Origin of the sequence: Nitrosospira multiformis (genome assembly GCF_003050865.1) — a bacterium.
In the GTDB taxonomy this organism is placed as follows: Bacteria; Pseudomonadota; Gammaproteobacteria; order Burkholderiales; family Nitrosomonadaceae; genus Nitrosospira; species Nitrosospira multiformis_E.
On sequence record NZ_QAOK01000033.1, the window covers coordinates 1 to 16,300 of the forward strand.

At 50.4% G+C, this 16,300-nt stretch carries 16 protein-coding genes and 1 tRNA gene; 11 read left to right on the top strand and 6 right to left on the bottom strand.

What is annotated here, in order from left to right; translation table 11 throughout:
* Positions 1-117 precede the first annotated feature (117 nt).
* Positions 118-194, bottom strand: a tRNA-Val gene (locus C8R21_RS13450).
* Positions 195-305: 111 nt separating this feature from the next.
* Here C8R21_RS13450 and C8R21_RS13455 point away from each other — a divergent pair.
* From C8R21_RS13455 to C8R21_RS13490, 8 genes are all read left to right on the top strand, one after another.
* Positions 306-1,037, top strand: coding sequence for a pseudouridine synthase (locus tag C8R21_RS13455; protein ID WP_107763164.1), 732 nt, complete (start codon positions 306-308; stop codon positions 1,035-1,037).
* Positions 1,038-1,149: 112 nt separating this feature from the next.
* Positions 1,150-2,211, top strand: a complete 1,062-nt coding sequence (gene rfbB, locus C8R21_RS13460) for a dTDP-glucose 4,6-dehydratase (protein WP_107763165.1) — start codon at positions 1,150-1,152, stop codon at positions 2,209-2,211.
* The gene (gene rfbD, locus C8R21_RS13465; protein ID WP_107763166.1) at positions 2,211-3,113 is read left to right on the top strand and encodes a dTDP-4-dehydrorhamnose reductase; all 903 of its coding nucleotides are present in this window, start codon (positions 2,211-2,213) and stop codon (positions 3,111-3,113) included. Before rfbB ends, rfbD begins: the two co-directional genes overlap by 1 nt.
* Positions 3,110-3,997 (top strand): glucose-1-phosphate thymidylyltransferase RfbA, encoded by an 888-nt coding sequence (gene rfbA / locus C8R21_RS13470; RefSeq protein ID WP_107763167.1) that lies wholly within the window; start codon positions 3,110-3,112, stop codon positions 3,995-3,997. The genes rfbD and rfbA overlap by 4 nt, the downstream gene beginning before the upstream one ends.
* A complete protein-coding gene (gene rfbC / locus C8R21_RS13475; protein WP_107763168.1) occupies positions 3,994-4,545 on the top strand; it encodes a dTDP-4-dehydrorhamnose 3,5-epimerase in 552 nt (183 codons plus the stop codon). The genes rfbA and rfbC overlap by 4 nt, the downstream gene beginning before the upstream one ends.
* 119 nt (positions 4,546-4,664) lie before the next feature.
* Positions 4,665-5,768, top strand: a complete 1,104-nt coding sequence (locus C8R21_RS13480) for a fatty acid desaturase family protein (protein WP_107763169.1) — start codon at positions 4,665-4,667, stop codon at positions 5,766-5,768.
* A 333-nt stretch (positions 5,769-6,101) separates the two neighbouring features.
* Positions 6,102-7,382 (top strand): nucleotide sugar dehydrogenase, encoded by a 1,281-nt coding sequence (locus C8R21_RS13485; protein WP_107763170.1) that lies wholly within the window; start codon positions 6,102-6,104, stop codon positions 7,380-7,382.
* A 17-nt stretch (positions 7,383-7,399) separates the two neighbouring features.
* Positions 7,400-8,452 carry an NAD-dependent epimerase/dehydratase family protein gene (locus tag C8R21_RS13490; protein ID WP_107763171.1) on the top strand — a complete coding sequence of 351 codons (1,053 nt, stop codon included), beginning with the start codon at positions 7,400-7,402 and terminating at the stop codon, positions 8,450-8,452.
* Positions 8,453-8,475: 23 nt separating this feature from the next.
* Here C8R21_RS13490 and C8R21_RS13495 read toward each other — a convergent pair whose 3' ends face one another.
* The 5 genes from C8R21_RS13495 to C8R21_RS13515 are packed head-to-tail and all read right to left on the bottom strand — an operon-like array spanning position 8,476 to position 12,367.
* Positions 8,476-9,099, bottom strand: coding sequence for a tetratricopeptide repeat protein (locus C8R21_RS13495; protein WP_107763172.1), 624 nt, complete (start codon positions 9,097-9,099; stop codon positions 8,476-8,478).
* Between the two features lie 13 nt (positions 9,100-9,112).
* On the bottom strand, positions 9,113-10,393 hold the full coding sequence (locus C8R21_RS13500) for a glycosyltransferase (RefSeq protein ID WP_107763173.1): 1,281 nt from the start codon (positions 10,391-10,393) through the stop codon (positions 9,113-9,115).
* Positions 10,387-11,259, bottom strand: coding sequence for a hydrolase 1, exosortase A system-associated (locus tag C8R21_RS13505; RefSeq protein ID WP_107763174.1), 873 nt, complete (start codon positions 11,257-11,259; stop codon positions 10,387-10,389). Before C8R21_RS13505 ends, C8R21_RS13500 begins: the two co-directional genes overlap by 7 nt.
* Complete coding sequence (locus C8R21_RS13510; RefSeq protein WP_258192418.1) at positions 11,256-12,113, bottom strand: hydrolase 2, exosortase A system-associated; 858 nt, start codon at positions 12,111-12,113, stop codon at positions 11,256-11,258. The genes C8R21_RS13505 and C8R21_RS13510 overlap by 4 nt, the downstream gene beginning before the upstream one ends.
* Positions 12,114-12,115: 2 nt before the next feature.
* Positions 12,116-12,367, bottom strand: a complete 252-nt coding sequence (locus C8R21_RS13515; RefSeq protein ID WP_107763175.1) for an acyl carrier protein — start codon at positions 12,365-12,367, stop codon at positions 12,116-12,118.
* A gap of 421 nt (positions 12,368-12,788) precedes the next feature.
* Here C8R21_RS13515 and C8R21_RS13520 point away from each other — a divergent pair, with 421 nt between their 5' ends.
* The 3 genes from C8R21_RS13520 to C8R21_RS13530 are packed head-to-tail and all read left to right on the top strand — an operon-like array spanning position 12,789 to position 16,213.
* Positions 12,789-14,123, top strand: a complete 1,335-nt coding sequence (locus C8R21_RS13520; protein ID WP_107763176.1) for a UDP-glucose dehydrogenase family protein — start codon at positions 12,789-12,791, stop codon at positions 14,121-14,123.
* Positions 14,124-14,133: 10 nt separating this feature from the next.
* Entirely contained in the window at positions 14,134-15,144 is a 1,011-nt protein-coding gene (locus tag C8R21_RS13525) for an NAD-dependent epimerase (RefSeq protein ID WP_107763177.1), read from the top strand.
* A 34-nt stretch (positions 15,145-15,178) separates the two neighbouring features.
* Complete coding sequence (locus tag C8R21_RS13530; protein ID WP_258192419.1) at positions 15,179-16,213, top strand: glycosyltransferase family 2 protein; 1,035 nt, start codon at positions 15,179-15,181, stop codon at positions 16,211-16,213.
* The last annotated feature ends 87 nt before the right edge of the window (positions 16,214-16,300 follow it).

Consider the following 16,300-nt stretch of genomic DNA (forward strand, 5'->3'; position numbering starts at 1 on the left):
GAATTACCGCATGAGGGTCTTGGCTCAATGCGGTTGGAACGGTGTGATCAACCGTGTCTGATGAATGACCCATCCCCCGTTAATGGGAAAGAGCCATGGGAAAGAGCCGGATATTGTTGGTAGGCGCGATTGGACTCGAACCAACGACCCCCACCATGTCAAGGTGGTGCTCTAACCAGCTGAGCTACGCGCCTGCAAGGCGCAATTTTAGCTGAAACGGTGCGGACGTTCAAACTATAATGTGCAGTTCTTGAACGATGTGTCGTTATGTTTCGTGAATCTTTTTCGTTCAGCAGCAGGAAGCAATGGAAAAAATCCGGTTATCCAAGCTCATGTCCCAGAAGGGGTTGTGTTCGCGCCGGGAAGCGGATGACTATATCGAACGCGGCTGGGTATTTGTGGATGGCGAGCGCATCAGTCAATTAGGCATCAAGGTTTTTCCTACGCAGGAAATAAAGCTTGCGCGCATGGCGCAAGCGCAGCAGTGTGATCAAATCACCGTACTGTTGCATAAGCCCGTCGGGTATGTTTCAGGACAACCTGAGCGAGGATATAAGCCGGCGATCAGCCTGATTAATAAAGAATCGCAGTTTCATGATAGCAATGCACCGTCCAGTTTTAGCCCATCAAATTTGAAAGGCATGGCGCCGGCAGGTCGGTTGGATATCGATTCAAGCGGATTGCTTGTGTTTACCCAGGATGGTCGCATCGCAAGGAAATTGATCGGTGCCGAATCCGAGATTGAAAAGGAGTATCTTGTACGTGTGGAAGGAGCGTTGTCCCAGCGCACCTTGAGTCTGTTAAGTCACGGCCTGAGTCTGGATGGAAAGGCGCTGAAACGTGCCGAGGTGGTCCAGCAGAATAAGGACCAATTGAGATTCATTTTAAAGGAAGGCAGGAAGCGGCAGATTCGTAGAATGTGCGAACTGGTTGGTTTGAAGGTCACAGGACTGAAACGCGTTCGCATCGGCAAGGTAAGGCTGGGCGAGCTTCCCTTGGGAAAGTGGCGTTATTTGCGGCAAGACGAAGAGTTTTAACCACGTATTCTGCGTTTTTTCCATTTTGTCCATCATCAGGATTCAGCGTAAGGATTCCCAAGCGGTAAGAGTGTATTAAACAGCATAACGTAATGATTTCAAGGAAGAGCAAATGATTCTGGTAACAGGAGGCGCCGGATTTATCGGGGCGAATTTCGTATTGGATTGGCTGGAGCAATCTGACGAGGCGGCCATCAATCTCGACGTGCTCACTTATGCCGGTAACCTGGAGAACCTGAAAACGTTGGAGGGTGACAAGCGGCATATTTTTGTACAAGGTGATATTGGTGATTCCGACCTTCTGGTTCATCTGCTAAAGAACTATCGACCGCGCGCCATCCTTAATTTTGCCGCGGAGAGCCATGTCGATCGTTCCATACATGGCCCTGAAGACTTCATCCAAACGAATATTGTGGGCACCTTTCGCCTTCTGGAAGCGTCCCGAGGGTACTGGAGCAGACTGACGGGAAATGAAAAGCAGCAGTTTCGTTTTCTCCACGTCTCAACCGACGAGGTTTATGGCTCGCTGACAAAAGACGAAATGCCTTTTACCGAGACGCATCGTTACGAACCTAACAGTCCTTATTCAGCAAGCAAGGCAGCGAGCGACCACTTGGTGCGTGCCTATCATCACACTTACGGATTGCCTGTTCTCACCACAAACTGCTCCAACAATTACGGCCCATATCAATTTCCCGAAAAGCTCATCCCGCTCATGATCGTCAACGCACTGGCGGGAAAGTCATTGCCGGTCTATGGCGATGGCCAGCAAATCCGCGACTGGCTCTACGTAAAAGACCATTGCAGCGCCATTCGCAGCGTGCTGGAGGACGGCCGTCCCGGACAGATTTATAACATCGGCGGCTGGAATGAAAAACCCAACATAGAAATTGTGGAAACGATCTGTAGCCTGCTGGACACGTTTCGCCCCCGGGCGGGCCAGTCCTATCGCAATCTGATCAAATATGTGGCGGATCGTCCAGGCCACGACCGGCGCTATGCGATCGATGCGAACAAAATCGAGCGTGAACTGGGTTGGAGACCTGCTGAAACTTTTGAAACAGGAATCAGCAAAACCGTGCAATGGTATCTCGACAATGCAGCTTGGGTCACCCATGTTCAATCCGGTGCTTACCGGCATTGGGTGGAGAAGAACTATAAAGAGCGCGCTTGATGAAAATTCTGCTGTTCGGAAAAGACGGCCAGGTTGGATGGGAGTTGCAACGCAGTCTTGCACCCTTGGGCGAGATAGTGGCGCTGGATTTTGGCAGCCGGGAATTCTGCGGCGATTTCACACGTCTTGACGGAATTGCGGATACCGTTCGGGCAGTTGCGCCGGATGTGATCGTGAATGCCGCTGCCTATACAGCGGTGGACAAGGCTGAAAGTGAGCCGGAGCGTGTCCGCATCATCAACGCCCTCGCTCCCGCTATACTCGCTCACGAAGCCGGCAAGCTGAGTGCCTGGCTGGTGCATTATTCTACCGATTATGTATTTGACGGGAGCGGAAGCGCGCCTCGGGTGGAAACCGATCCCACCAACCCTTTAAATGTATACGGCATGACCAAGCTCGAAGCTGAGCAAGCGATTTTGACCTCGGATTGCAATCATCTCATCTTTCGCACGAGTTGGGTTTTTGCAGCGCGTGGCAGTAATTTCGCAAAAACCATGCTGCGCTTGGCCCAGCAGCGCGACAGCCTCAATATTATCGATGACCAGGTCGGAGCCCCCACCGGTGCGGAGCTTCTGGCTGACATCACTGCTCACGTCATACGGATAAGCAGGCAGCGGCAGAATATCTCGGGGCTTTATCATCTGGCTGCCGCGGGTGAAACATCCTGGTACGGTTATGCGAATTTTGTATTGAACTTTGCGCGGCAGGAGGGAGTCAAGCTCACGGTCGCGCCGGAGAATGTTTTTCCGGTAACAAGCAGTGAATTTCCATCCGCCGCCCGGCGGCCAAAAAACTCGCGCCTCGATACCGAAAAACTGCAAAGCACATTCGATTTAAGCTTGCCGTCGTGGGAGACAGGGGTTGCACGCATGCTCACCGAAATTCTCGAGAAACCACTATGATTCAGCGTAAAGGCATCATTCTTGCCGGGGGGTCCGGCACACGGCTCTATCCGGTGACAAAAGCGGTCTCCAAACAACTGCTGCCTATTTACGACAAGCCCATGATCTACTATCCGCTCAGCACATTGATGCTCGCGGGTATTCGCGACATTCTCATTATTTCCACTCCCCAGGATACGCCCCGTTTCGAGCAGCTTCTGGGTGATGGGGGCGATTGGGGTTTGAACCTGCAATACGCGGTGCAAAACAGCCCGGACGGGCTCGCTCATGCTTTTATCATTGGCAGGGATTTCATTGGAAGGGATTCGAGCACGCTTGTGTTGGGTGATAACATTTTCTATGGTCACGATTTGCATCTGCAATTACAGCATGCAATGGAAAGACAGGAAGGTGCGACAGTCTTTGCCTATCACGTACAGGATCCGCAGCGCTACGGGGTCGTCGCCTTTGATGCGAATCATCGTGTTTCTTCGCTGGAAGAAAAACCCGCTCGGCCCAAGAGCAACTACGCGGTGACCGGCCTGTATTTCTACGATAATCAGGTGGTGGATATTGCCGGTGGACTCAAGCCTTCCGCGCGCGGCGAACTGGAAATCACCGATGTCAATCGCACTTATCTGAAGCACAATCAGCTCAATGTGGAAATCATGGGGCGTGGCTATGCCTGGCTGGATACCGGCACCCACGAAAGCCTGATAGAAGCGAGCAACTTCATTGAAACCATCGAACACCGTCAGGGGCTCAAAGTGGCCTGCCCGGAAGAGATCGCCTTTCGCCAGGGCTTCATAAATAGCGAGCAGCTTGAGAAGCTGGCGCAACCTCTGGCCAAGAATGGTTACGGCCAGTACTTGAAACGCTTGTTAGAGGAACGGGTGGTTACATGAAGATTGTCGCCACCTCTATCCCGGAGGTCCTGATAATCGAGCCCAAGGTGTTCGGAGATAGTCGCGGATTTTTCTTCGAGAGCTTCAATCAGGAAAATTTCCGGCAGGCGATCGGACTTGACGTGCGGTTTGTGCAGGATAATCATAGCCGCTCTGTCAAGAGCGTGCTGCGTGGCCTGCACTATCAGATCCATTGGCCGCAGGGAAAGCTGGTACGTGTCGTGCGTGGGGCAGTATTCGACGTGGCGGTAGACATTCGCAGATCATCCCCCACTTTTGGTCATTGGGTCGGCGTCGAATTGACTGAAGACAATTACCGCCAGTTGTGGTTGCCGCCCGGGTTTGCACATGGGTTCTATGTCCTCAGTGACATTGCAGATTTCTTATATAAAACCACCGAGTACTATTTTTCTGATTTTGATCGCAGTATTCTGTGGAACGACCCGGAAATTGCCATCGAATGGCCCATCGAGACAGGTGCAAGTCCCATCGTTTCCAGCAAGGATGAAAAGGCGGCGAGACTGGTTCATGCCGAGGTGTTCGAATGAAGCCGCGCCATGTTCCAGGTTCGTGAAATAATGGCGGAATGTGGAAAGGAAAAGGGAAAGAGAGTGGATAGCGCATCAGACCGAGTCAGTACCAGACAAAGAACAGTGAGTATCCGGTGATGATACAGATACAGCCAGGACAGGAATTTCCGTTGCGGGAGGCGCACAACCTTGTCCGCGATCTCATGACGCCCAATCCCTGGATCTACTGGTTGGATTTTCTCTTCCATATCTCGCTTGGCTGGGCAGTCTTCCTGATCATCCTGTCCATACCGCTCTTTTCATTCTGGCAGTTGCTGGCCCTGCCCGTTGCCACGTTTGCTTTTTATCGCGCCGCTATCTTTGTACATGAGCTGGCTCACCTCAGAAAGGGCACCTTCGGGGTGTTTCGCTTTATCTGGAATGTGACGTGTGGCATCCCTCTGCTAGTTCCTTCCTTTACCTATGATGGGGTGCACAACGATCACCACAGGAGAGATGTGTACGGCACTGCCGGAGATGGCGAATATATCCCTTTTGCAACCCTGAAACCGATGGTCATGGTGGGGTATGTGCTGCTGTCCTTCATCCTGCCGCTTTTCTTCATCGTTCGTTTCCTGCTTCTCACACCGTTGTCGTATTTCATTTCGCCGCTGCGTCGGATTCTGTGGGAGCGCGCCTCCTCACTCACCATAGATATGAACTATAAGCGCGCGCCGCATGCGCTCCGCAACGACAGGCATTGGAGAATCCAGGAGTTTGGTGCTTTTGCATTCATCACCGCGGTGGTTACCTGTATTGGACTGGGTATTCTGACCCCTTGGTTCCTGGTCTTCTGGTACATCATCGCAATGTTCATCTTTTTTATAAACTCCTTGCGTACATTGAGCGCACACGCGTATCGTAATCCCGGGGGCCGCCCGATGGAATTTGCCGAGCAATATCTCGATTCCATCAATGTGCCAGGCAACTTCCTCACTGGCCTGTGGGCTCCGGTTGGTTTGCGCTATCACGCAACACACCATCTTTTCATGAGCATGCCCTACCATAATCTGGCTGAAGCTCAGCGGCGTCTTGTAAACGGGTTGAGCGATAATACCCTTTATCTGACCACAGTTCGGGCAGGCATGTGGGATGCATTACGGCGGATATGGAAGGAAGCCGTCGCGAATACGCGGCGGAGCGTGGCGTCCGCACCTGCGGTTGAGCTGGACGATAGTGCAGGGCGGCGTAGAAACGCTTAGAAAATATCACCTGTCTGCAAGCGCCAAATATCCAGGCTTCGTCAGGCACTACTGGGTTGCGAACCTCGACGGCCTCCAGGCTTGTGCGGAGACTTGTTCCAAAGCAGTCAGGTGCAATGAACTTTGTTCTCTGGTTGAGTCGAGACTGGCCGGCTGATTCTCACAGCCAGCTTTTTCCTTTGTCATTTCCCGCTATGATATGCTGCCATGAACAGCCGGGAATTGACCTTCAGTACAATGGTATTCGAAGTGATATGGCTTGATGATATTGGATGGAGATGATCTGGTTTTATGCCGTTATAACGTCTATAAGTATAAAGCGGGAGATGAATGATGAGTGTGGTGGCAGTGGTTGGGCTAGGCTATGTGGGATTACCCTTGGCGATGGAGTTCGGAAAAAAAAGGAAGACCATTGGCTACGATCTTTCAAGCAGCAAGATAGCAAGTTACAAGCAATTTATTGATCCGACCGGTGAAGTTTCCTCCGGTGACCTGAAAGCCGCAGAGCAGCTTCATGTCACTACCGACCCGGCTGCGTTGTCACAGGCGGATTATATTGTCGTGGCGGTTCCAACACCTGTAGACGCAGCCCATCAGCCGGATTTTCGACCTCTCGCGAGCGCGAGCGAAACCGTGGGGAAACATATGAAGCGGGGGGCAATCGTTATTTACGAATCCACCGTTTACCCAGGAGCAACCGAGGAAGTCTGTATTCCCGTCCTGGAGAAACATTCCGGCATGAAATGGAAAAACGATTTTCATGTCGGCTTCTCGCCCGAACGGATCAATCCAGGCGACAAGCAGCATACGCTCACAAAAATTCTGAAGGTTGTCGCTGGAGACGATGAGGATACGCTGGAAAAAATTGCAGCGCTTTACGAGAGCATAATTACCGCGGGCGTGCATCGCGCCTCCAGCATCAAGGTGGCGGAGGCAGCCAAGGTGATCGAAAATACTCAAAGAGACCTCAATATCGCGTTGATGAATGAACTGGCGATTATTTTCGACAAACTGGACATCGATACACTGGAAGTGCTGCAGGCCGCTGGCACGAAATGGAACTTTCTACCTTTTCGCCCGGGTCTGGTGGGGGGGCATTGTATCGGCGTCGATCCCTACTATCTTACGCATAAGGCGGAAATGGTCGGTTATATCCCCCAGGTCATCCTCGCGGGGCGGCGTATCAATGACAGTATGGCCAAATTCGTGGCGGAACAAACGATCAAGCATATCATCAAGGCCGATATCAACGTTCGCAGTGCACGCGTGAATGTTCTCGGCTTGGCCTTCAAGGAAAATTGTCCTGATCTCAGGAATTCCAAGGTTGCCGATCTGATCAATGAACTCGAAAGCTATGGAATAGAGATTCACGTCCATGATCCTGTGGCAAGTCCGGAAGAAGCCCGCCACGAATATGGCGTAGAACTTGAATCATGGGAAGATCTTCCCCGTGCCGATGCAATGATTGTTGCAGTTGCCCACCGCCAGTTCACTGACATGCCTTTGACCCAATTTCAGACCAAAATCACGGATAAAGGGTGTTTCATAGATGTGAAATCCCAGTTCGATTCTGCCGTACTGCGAGAGGCTGGCTTAAACGTTTGGAGACTGTGAAGGATAGTTCGCCAGGCATGGCTGCTTACCCAAAATCGCTGCGGCATCTGGAGGACCGCCAATACTGCTGGCTGGTTACGGGCGTTGCGGGCTTCATCGGATCCAATCTGCTGGAGGCATTGCTCAAGCGTAACCAGAAAGTAATCGGATTGGATAATTTTTCCACCGGCTATCAGCAAAATCTCGAGCAGATAAGGGACCTGGTCGGGGAAAAGGCCTGGAGTAATTTCAGCTTTATAGAGGGTGATATCTGTAGGCTCGAAACTTGCACGGACGCATGCCGGGGTGTGGATTTCGTTTTGCACCAGGCAGCGCTGGGTTCCGTGCCGCGTTCCATTCAAGATCCCATCCGAACAAACGAAGCCAATATTTCCGGATTCCTAAACATGCTGGTCGCGTCAAGGGATGCGCAAGTGAGGCGCTTCATCTACGCCGCCTCCAGTTCCACCTATGGCGACCACCCCGATCTGCCAAAAGTGGAAGCGGTAATTGGACGTCCCCTCTCGCCTTATGCTGTCACCAAATATGTGAACGAACTCTACGCCGAAGTGTTCGCGCGTTGCTATGGACTGGACTCCATCGGGCTGCGCTATTTCAATGTATTCGGTCCAAGACAAGACCCCAATGGCGCTTATGCCGCAGTTATCCCCCAATGGATTTCCGCACTGATCAGGAACCAGACGCTATATATCAATGGGGACGGGGAAACCAGCCGGGATTTTTGTTATATCGACAATGTTGTTCAAGTCAACCTTCTCGCCGCTCTCACTGACAATGCGGCAGCCGTGAATCAGATTTACAACGTAGCGGTGAATGAACGCACGAGCCTGAATCAACTGTACGGCATGATGCGAGATCTGCTGCTGGAGAAATTTCCGGAGCTCGCGAACCATCAGCCGACATACGTCGACTTTCGCAGGGGCGATGTTCGGCATTCTCAGGCCGATATTACAAAAGCCACTAAGTTACTGGGTTTTGAACCATCCCATCGTATCGATAAAGGACTCAAGCAAGCAATGAGCTGGTACATTGCGAATTTTGCCTCTACACAAGACGCAACCAGCGTCTAAGCCTTGCTGAGCTTCGATTCGCGCTATTCATCCCATTTCCCCGTTTGTTTCAACTGATTCTTCAAACCGAGCAGGGGAAATCCCACGTCATACGCTTTCTTTGCATAGGTTTTTGCCTGCTCGTAATCCTTTTTTTGCATGTACAGTAAACCTAGATTGTAGTTGATAGTAGGGTTTTCTGGCTGGAGATCGATAGCTATCTGAAGTTGCTCCATGGCTTTGTCGAGCTGGCCGGCTCTAAGGAAATAATTACCGTAAATCATCCGCACCATCCCGTCGGTGGGTTTAAACCGTATGGCGCGTTCGAAATAGCACTCAATGGAATGTCGAGCACCTTGAGGTCGTATAGTTTTTTCCCTGAGAGCTAGTTTTGCCATTGAGTCAAGTGCTCGATGATGGTTAGGAAAGGTTTTAAGCGTATAGTTGATGCCGCCACCCAGCGACCCTTGTTCATCCCTAATCAGTTTTTCGACATCTGATGTAAAGTGATACTGCTCAACAACGCCCAAATAATTCTTCCTGTGTTCTGGATTCGTGTAATCGTAAGGCCCGTAGGCCGTTTTTAATTCCCCACAGTAAGGTGCCGCTTGCACATAAGTGATACCGGACACAAGCAGTACAGTAATAATTGAGATTACATTTGACATAAACCTCCTCCTTCTATGAGACAGGTGAATGGTCAGCTTCTATTTCGCGAGACTCCGAAAGTTCATCAAGGAGCCCACTCAGATCCTTGGTTCGAGAGAGCCGTGAGTTCTCCATTACTGTCTGTGTCGATGCAACAGGCGCCGACCCTTCTCGTATCATGCCTAGAAAACGTATGAGTTCACGTATGATCGCATCCTTGGAATCCAGGGGAGCTATGGTATCTATTCCTGCGTTGATCAAGGCAGCAGCAGTATCTCCGGCAGGATCAACCAGTGCCAGAATGGGACGGCCAGCGCGCAGATATTCATAAAGCTTGGCTGGAATCTGGTGATTGCAGTTGGACGCCTGAAGAATCACGAGTCCATCCGCCGCAAGCATCTCTGACAGAGCTTCCCGATAAGGTATGCCCGGCGCAAGGAAAACGATTTCATTGAGTTTATACCCCCAAATGAGGGGGCGAAGGTAATCATCGTGTGCTGTTGCGCGAAGTATTACCTTGAAGTTGCCGGGAGAAATCAACCCTTGCTCAAGTAATACCGACAAAGCTTCAAAAAATGGCACCGGATCCCGTTCCGAAGGATAGATAATACCGCTATGCAACATGATCAGAACTTCTTGTCTTACCGTATTCTCTCGCAAGCCCGCTTCCGCCGCGACAAAATTGGCCTCATCATAACCATTTTCAATTAGACGAAAGCGGGATCTTGGAGTTCCTGCATATTTTTTTTCGTAATCCCTGATTGTTCCGGGCGTGGTAAAAACAGCCCGGGTACAATGAGTGATCGTTTTACGTTCGATCCATTGGTATATACGCCGCGTCCGCAAGTCAGAGGGGTAGTCTACATCGGTCATTGGATCTCTGAAATCCGCCACCCAGGGAATCCTTGTCAATCGGCTGAGGCGTAACCCGATTAAATGAGCCGTCGCGATAGGGTAGGTGGACCATATGATGTCGGGTTTATACTTTTTGATTAAATATAAACCCGATGGAACCGCACCGAGCCACCAGGAAATCCATCGGTCCGGCAAGGCTAGAAGGCTGGGATAACGCCCCCACATGGATAGATATTGGGAGATATCCAGGCCAAAAGCACGGTAAACCTCGACGTGAGGCGGAATCTCTCCCAATTGATCTTTGCTGACAGAAGAATAGGCCCTCGAGTGGACTGTCAGTACAATCGGTTCCCAGCCGAATTCAGGCAGATACTGGGAAAATTTTAGTGTGCGTTGAATTCCGCTGCTGCCCTGCATAGGCGGATAATGAAATGCGATCATAAGAACGCGTTTTACCATGATCGAATCCACTCTGCTGTTCTTACAGCCACTTGATCCCTCCACTCGTGGGATGAGAAGGTGTGGTTGGCCTCAGGCAGATCAAATCTTCCAGCAAGCGATGAGGTAAGCAATATTTGCCACTCAGTTGATCGTTTCACGACATCCAGAAACTCAGCAGATGTAAGGTCTCTGCCACTGATAATTAGAAATAGCTTTCCTCTAAAACGCCTTAGCCCATCAAGCATTCTTTCAGGCAAGGGTGGAAGGTGGCAATGGTCATCAGCGATTGGCGTCTTGGTACCCGTATTTTTTTTTTTCTCTCCCAAAGCCTTCAAGACGATTTTCATCAGAGATTTCATTGCATCAGAATAGTTAAAGTGGCCTTTCAATATCTTTTTCCAGAATTCCGCTGCGAAAAGGCGCTCAATGTAGTAATGTTTCAAATAGGTCTGCGCGGCCCCCTGCTCGGTTCTTACCCAGGGATTTAGCAGTACCAGGCCGGTGACCCGCCTGTCTTGGGGGGCATAAAAAAGCGCAGCGGATGCAGCATCACACAAGCCCCAAATCACCACTTCGTCAAGAGAAGGTATTTTGTCAAAGAACTGGTCAATCGCGCAGCGCAAATCATCCCCAATATTTTCAAAAGTTCTGGCTTCTCCGTCACTATCACCCATTCCGCGATAGTCGAAGCGCAGGACCGAGACACCGGTAGCAGCCAGATGACGGGCGAGCAGAACAAACTGGCGATGACTGCCTACCCTATACTGTGGCCCCCCTACTACGATCAATAAGCCGCGCGAGCTAGGGTTCTCCGGCATGCTTAAAATGGCGAATAAGTGCGAGCCCTGGCACGGGAAGCTGAACGCCTGCTCCCTGAAATTCATGAAGCTGCTTCTCCAAGAACAGCCGTTGTAGAGGAAACGAGGTCGGGACATTCCGAGATTTCCTGCGTCGCCCAAAATGGTGGGCAAGCCACCACGCGTGTGTCAAGATTCACGCCTTCCCGTTTCCAGGCCGCAACTACTTTTGCTCCTACTGGGTTCATGGAGTCACTTCCGCTGGTAGCGATCTCGAACCAATGAATCGGAACTCCCATAATCGTAAGCTCAGTTGCGTTTAAATCATCAATCGCAGAGGCGAGTTCATGGGATAATTCGTATCCCGCAACTTCAAGATTATTTCCCTTTCGCAGAAGAGCCCGCATCGCATTTGTTCCCGACAATTCTGGCGTACTTGCACTGACGGTAAGCATTTCGTTGGCCAGGCGTAGCCGCAGGAATTGGGTCAGGAAAGATTGACCGCTGATTACCGGCTGCCAGAGAATGATGCGATCAAGCGCGCAATCCACATCTCTGGCAAAATTCAGTGCAAGTAACGCGCCAAGTCTCAGACCCCAAAGACCGATCGGAGTTCGAACCCTGTTTTCAAGCCAATTTTTTGCAGCTTCTAGATCGTGTTTCCAAATTTCCCATCTCGCATCCCGAAACTCACCGCTACTATCCCCACAGCCGAAGAGATCGATCTGCAGCACGCCAAATCCCTGCGTCGCAAAAGCCCGAGCTTGCATCGCCGCCATTCGTCTGGACTTGTTCATCTCTTCTCCAAACGGATGTACATAGACAAGCGCTCCCCGGCATTTTTTATCTGGTAACGGGCTGTGGTACAGACAAAAGCGCTCTCCTGGTTCCGCTTCCAGGAAAAATGGTTTGGCCGGTGGGCAGCGCAAAGGCAGGGACACAGTTATTCAGCCAGTTTCTGCTCAATAAACGCAGTCAGGCTGCCCAGTGTTTCAAATACCCTTGCGCTGATTTCATCATCATCCACGGTTATTCCAAAATGATCCTCCAGCGCGGTGATCACATTTACCACGGCCATGGAATCCAGTTCAGGAATTGCTCCGAGCAAAGGAGACGCCTCCGTAAGGAATTTCTTTCGCTCATTTAGATTGAGTACGTCAGAGAGTATGTTTTTTACTTCTTCAAGGTGCTGCATGCTTTCTCCGGATTGGTTCGTCTGCAAAGTGGTCGTATGTTGTTCCCGCTCCTGGGTCTGAAACCACATTTCTGGAAGCAGATTTCGGGGTGAGAAGAAAGTCAGAACAGGGATATATAGGCGTGAATGATCTGTCGGTGGCAGAAGAAAGAACTATATGCCCGACAGTAAGTCTCGCTGATGCTGCTTGAGCAGAATCGCGTGCGGAATAGGAGGCCAAGGATAATACCATTTTCACCGGGGTTCGGTTATCTTATCTACCCCGGCCGTATTAAACATTAACTTATACTACTACAAGTCAGTTTCGAAGATAACAATAATCAGGGCGCAGAAAAAGCTCGTGTTTTTCAGCAAGTTTCTTTAGATACTGCCGTGATACACATTGATCTTATCGTGTGATTATGAAAAGAAGGAAAAAAGAATGAAGGTAAGCATAGTAGGTACCGGTTATGTGGGACTTGTAACCGGAGCGTGCCTGGCAGAAGTCGGCAACGACGTAACATGCGTGGATGTGGACGAGAACAAGATCAACATTCTCAGGAATGGCGGCATCCCCATATATGAACCGGGTCTCGAAGAAATTGTTCGTAAAAATACTGAAGCTGGACTGCTTCACTTTACGACCGATGTGGCGGAGAGTGTAGAACATGGGCTCATTCAGATCATTGCGGTTGGGACGCCGCCGGATGAAGACGGCTCTGCCGACCTCCGGCATGTCCTCAGCGCTGCACGTACCATCGGCCGGTATATGCGGGAATATAAGCTGATCGTCACAAAAGCCACGGTTCCCGTGGGAACGGCGGATAAGATACGTGCCGCAGTGAAGGCCGAGCTTGATTCAAGGGGTGTCGAAATTGATTTCAGTGTGGCGTCAAATCCCGAATTCCTGAAAGAGGGGGCTGCGGTAGATGATTTCATGCGCCCGGATCGAGTTGTACTGGGTGCTGATGATGATCAAGCGGTACGGCTCATGCGTACGTTGTACATGCCTTTCAATCGCAACCATGATCGCCTTGTCCTGATGGATACTCGCTCTGCTGAACTGACTAAATATGCAGCCAATGCAATGCTCGCCACCCGCATTTCATTCATGAATGAGTTAGCGTTGCTCGCAGAGAAGATGGGTGTAGATATTGAAAATGTGCGGCAGGGCATAGGCTCTGATCCCCGCATCGGCTACCATTTTCTCTATGCGGGCTGCGGGTTCGGTGGTTCCTGTTTTCCAAAAGACGTGAGAGCCTTGCAGCGGACAGCGAGCGAATATGGCAGCACGCTACAGGTCCTGAGAGCAGTTGAGCTTACCAATGATCATCAGAAAGAAGTACTTCTTAAAAAAATTGTGGCCAAGTTTGGCGAAGATCTTTCTGGTAAAAATATCGCGGTGTGGGGACTCGCTTTCAAACCGAATACGGACGATATGCGGGAGGCGCCTAGCCGTGTACTGATCGAAGGACTCTGGGCGCAGGGAGCCACCGTGACGGCTTATGATCCGGTGGCAATGAACGAGGCGAGGCGTATCTTCCGCGAAGATCCGCGCCTCCGGCTTGTAGATAAACCGATGGATGCGCTGGAGGGGGCGGACGCACTGGCAATCGTTACGGAATGGAAAGTATTTCGGGCACCCGATTTTGCAATCATGAAATCGAAACTGAAGCATCCCGTTATTTTTGATGGGCGCAATATGTATGAGCCCGGCGATGTTCACGATGCCGGGATCGAGTATGTTGCAATCGGCAGAAATCAATTGAACGGATGAGGAGCATTATTTGAAGGTTCTGGTGACTGGGGCTGCGGGGTTCATTGGAATGCATGTTGCCCGACGTCTGCTTGACCAAGGGCACGAAGTCGTCGGTATCGATAATCTCAACAGCTATTATGACGTCCACCTGAAAGAGGATCGCCTGAAGCAGTTAGCTCCTCTGCCTGGTTTCAGTTTTATAAAACTCGATATTGCAGACCGTCGCGCCATGGAAGATCTTTTCGCGGCCAAAAGGTTTCACAGAGTTGTTCATCTCGCGGCACAGGCGGGCGTGCGTTACTCTTTAAAGGATCCGCACGCCTACGTCAACAGCAATGTTGTCGGATTTTTGAATGTGCTCGAGGGCTGCAGGGAAAACGATGTAGAGCACCTGGTTTATGCGAGCAGTTCCAGCGTTTATGGATTGAATACGCGCATGCCTTTTAGTGTTCACGATAACGTAGACCATCCAGTGAGCTTGTACGCCGCAACCAAGAAGTCAAATGAACTGATGGCCCACACCTATAGCCATCTGTACGGGTTGTCTACAACCGGGTTGCGTTTTTTCACGGTTTACGGTCCCTGGGGAAGGCCGGATATGTCACCTTATCTCTTTACTGAAGCTATTCTGGCCGACAAACCTATCCAGGTATTCAATAATGGGAGGATGAAACGCGATTTCACCTATATTGATGACATTGTTACTGGCGTGGTTCGTATACTGGACAAGATTCCACTGCCGAGCCTTTCTTTCCAGCGAGACTCTCCCGATCCGGCCACCAGTCCAGCGCCCTACCGTATATATAACATTGGCAACAATAATCCAATAGAACTGATGGCATTCATTGAAACCATCGAAAAAGCGATTGGCAAAAGAGCAATCAAGAAGCTCTTGCCAATGCAACCGGGGGATGTAGAGGCCACCTATGCCGATATTGAAGAACTGTGCTTAGAGATAAATTTCGAACCGGTAACGTCACTCGATAAGGGATTAGCTGAATTTGTGACTTGGTTTAAGCACTACTATTCATTCCAATGAGCAATGCAAGAGCCACTAAAAGAGGTGAGAGTCATTGAGAAATCCTGATATGCAAAACGCGAACAAAGCCGGTGCTTCGAAGCGTAAAGCTGCTTCTGCTCCGTTACTCTCAGTCGTGGTCCCAGCGTTTAACGAAGAAGAGGTGCTTCCTGCTTTCCACTCCCGATTATCCAGCATCCTCAGCTTGCTTGATATGGAGGGGGAAATTATTTACGTCAACGATGGCAGCACTGATAGAACAATAGAAATTATCCAAGAACTCAAAAGAAAAGACAGTCGCGTCTCGATAGTTGATCTGAGTCGTAATTTTGGCAAGGAAATTGCACTTACCGCTGGGCTCGATCATGCCAGGGGAGACGCCATTGTCGTTATTGACGCCGATTTGCAAGACCCGCCCGAGTTGATTCAGGAATTGATCAAACAATGGCGGCAGGGATACGATGTTGTTTATGCGACTCGCACAAGGCGAGACGGTGAAAGTGCGATAAAGAAAGCCACGGCCTATGGATTTTATCGTTTAATACAAAAAATTAGTCGTGTCAAGATTCCGGAAGACACAGGCGATTTCCGACTGCTCAGCCGACGCGCTGTTGACGGCCTTGTGCAGCTCCGGGAACAGCATCGGTTTATGAAAGGCCTTTATGCCTGGGTTGGTTTTCCCCAAAAAGCGGTTTTCTATAGGAGAGACTCGAGATATGCGGGTCAGACAAAATTCAACTATTGGCGGCTCTGGAATTTTGCGCTGGAAGGTATTACGTCTTTTACCATTGCCCCGCTCAAGATGGCGACCTATGTCGGATTATTTACCGCTTTTGGCGCTTTTTTGTATGGAAGTGGACTCATTATCGGTACCCTGCTCTATGGAAATCCTATTGCCGGATATCCCTCAATTATGGTGACAATGCTCTTTCTAGGGGGAATTCAGCTCATTACACTCGGGATCATCGGGGAATATCTTGGCCGAATGTTCGATGAGGCCAAGGGCAGGCCGCTTTATCTGCTCAACCTTTATGAACCGGCAGAATTGAATAAAAGGGCCTTCGGAGAGACAATGAAAATTCCTGACTGAGACACGCCTTTCAACCCTTTCACGCTTCCCTGGTTTACGCGATTTCATTTTTCACAGTTCTAAAATACAGAATAATCGGTGGGCATA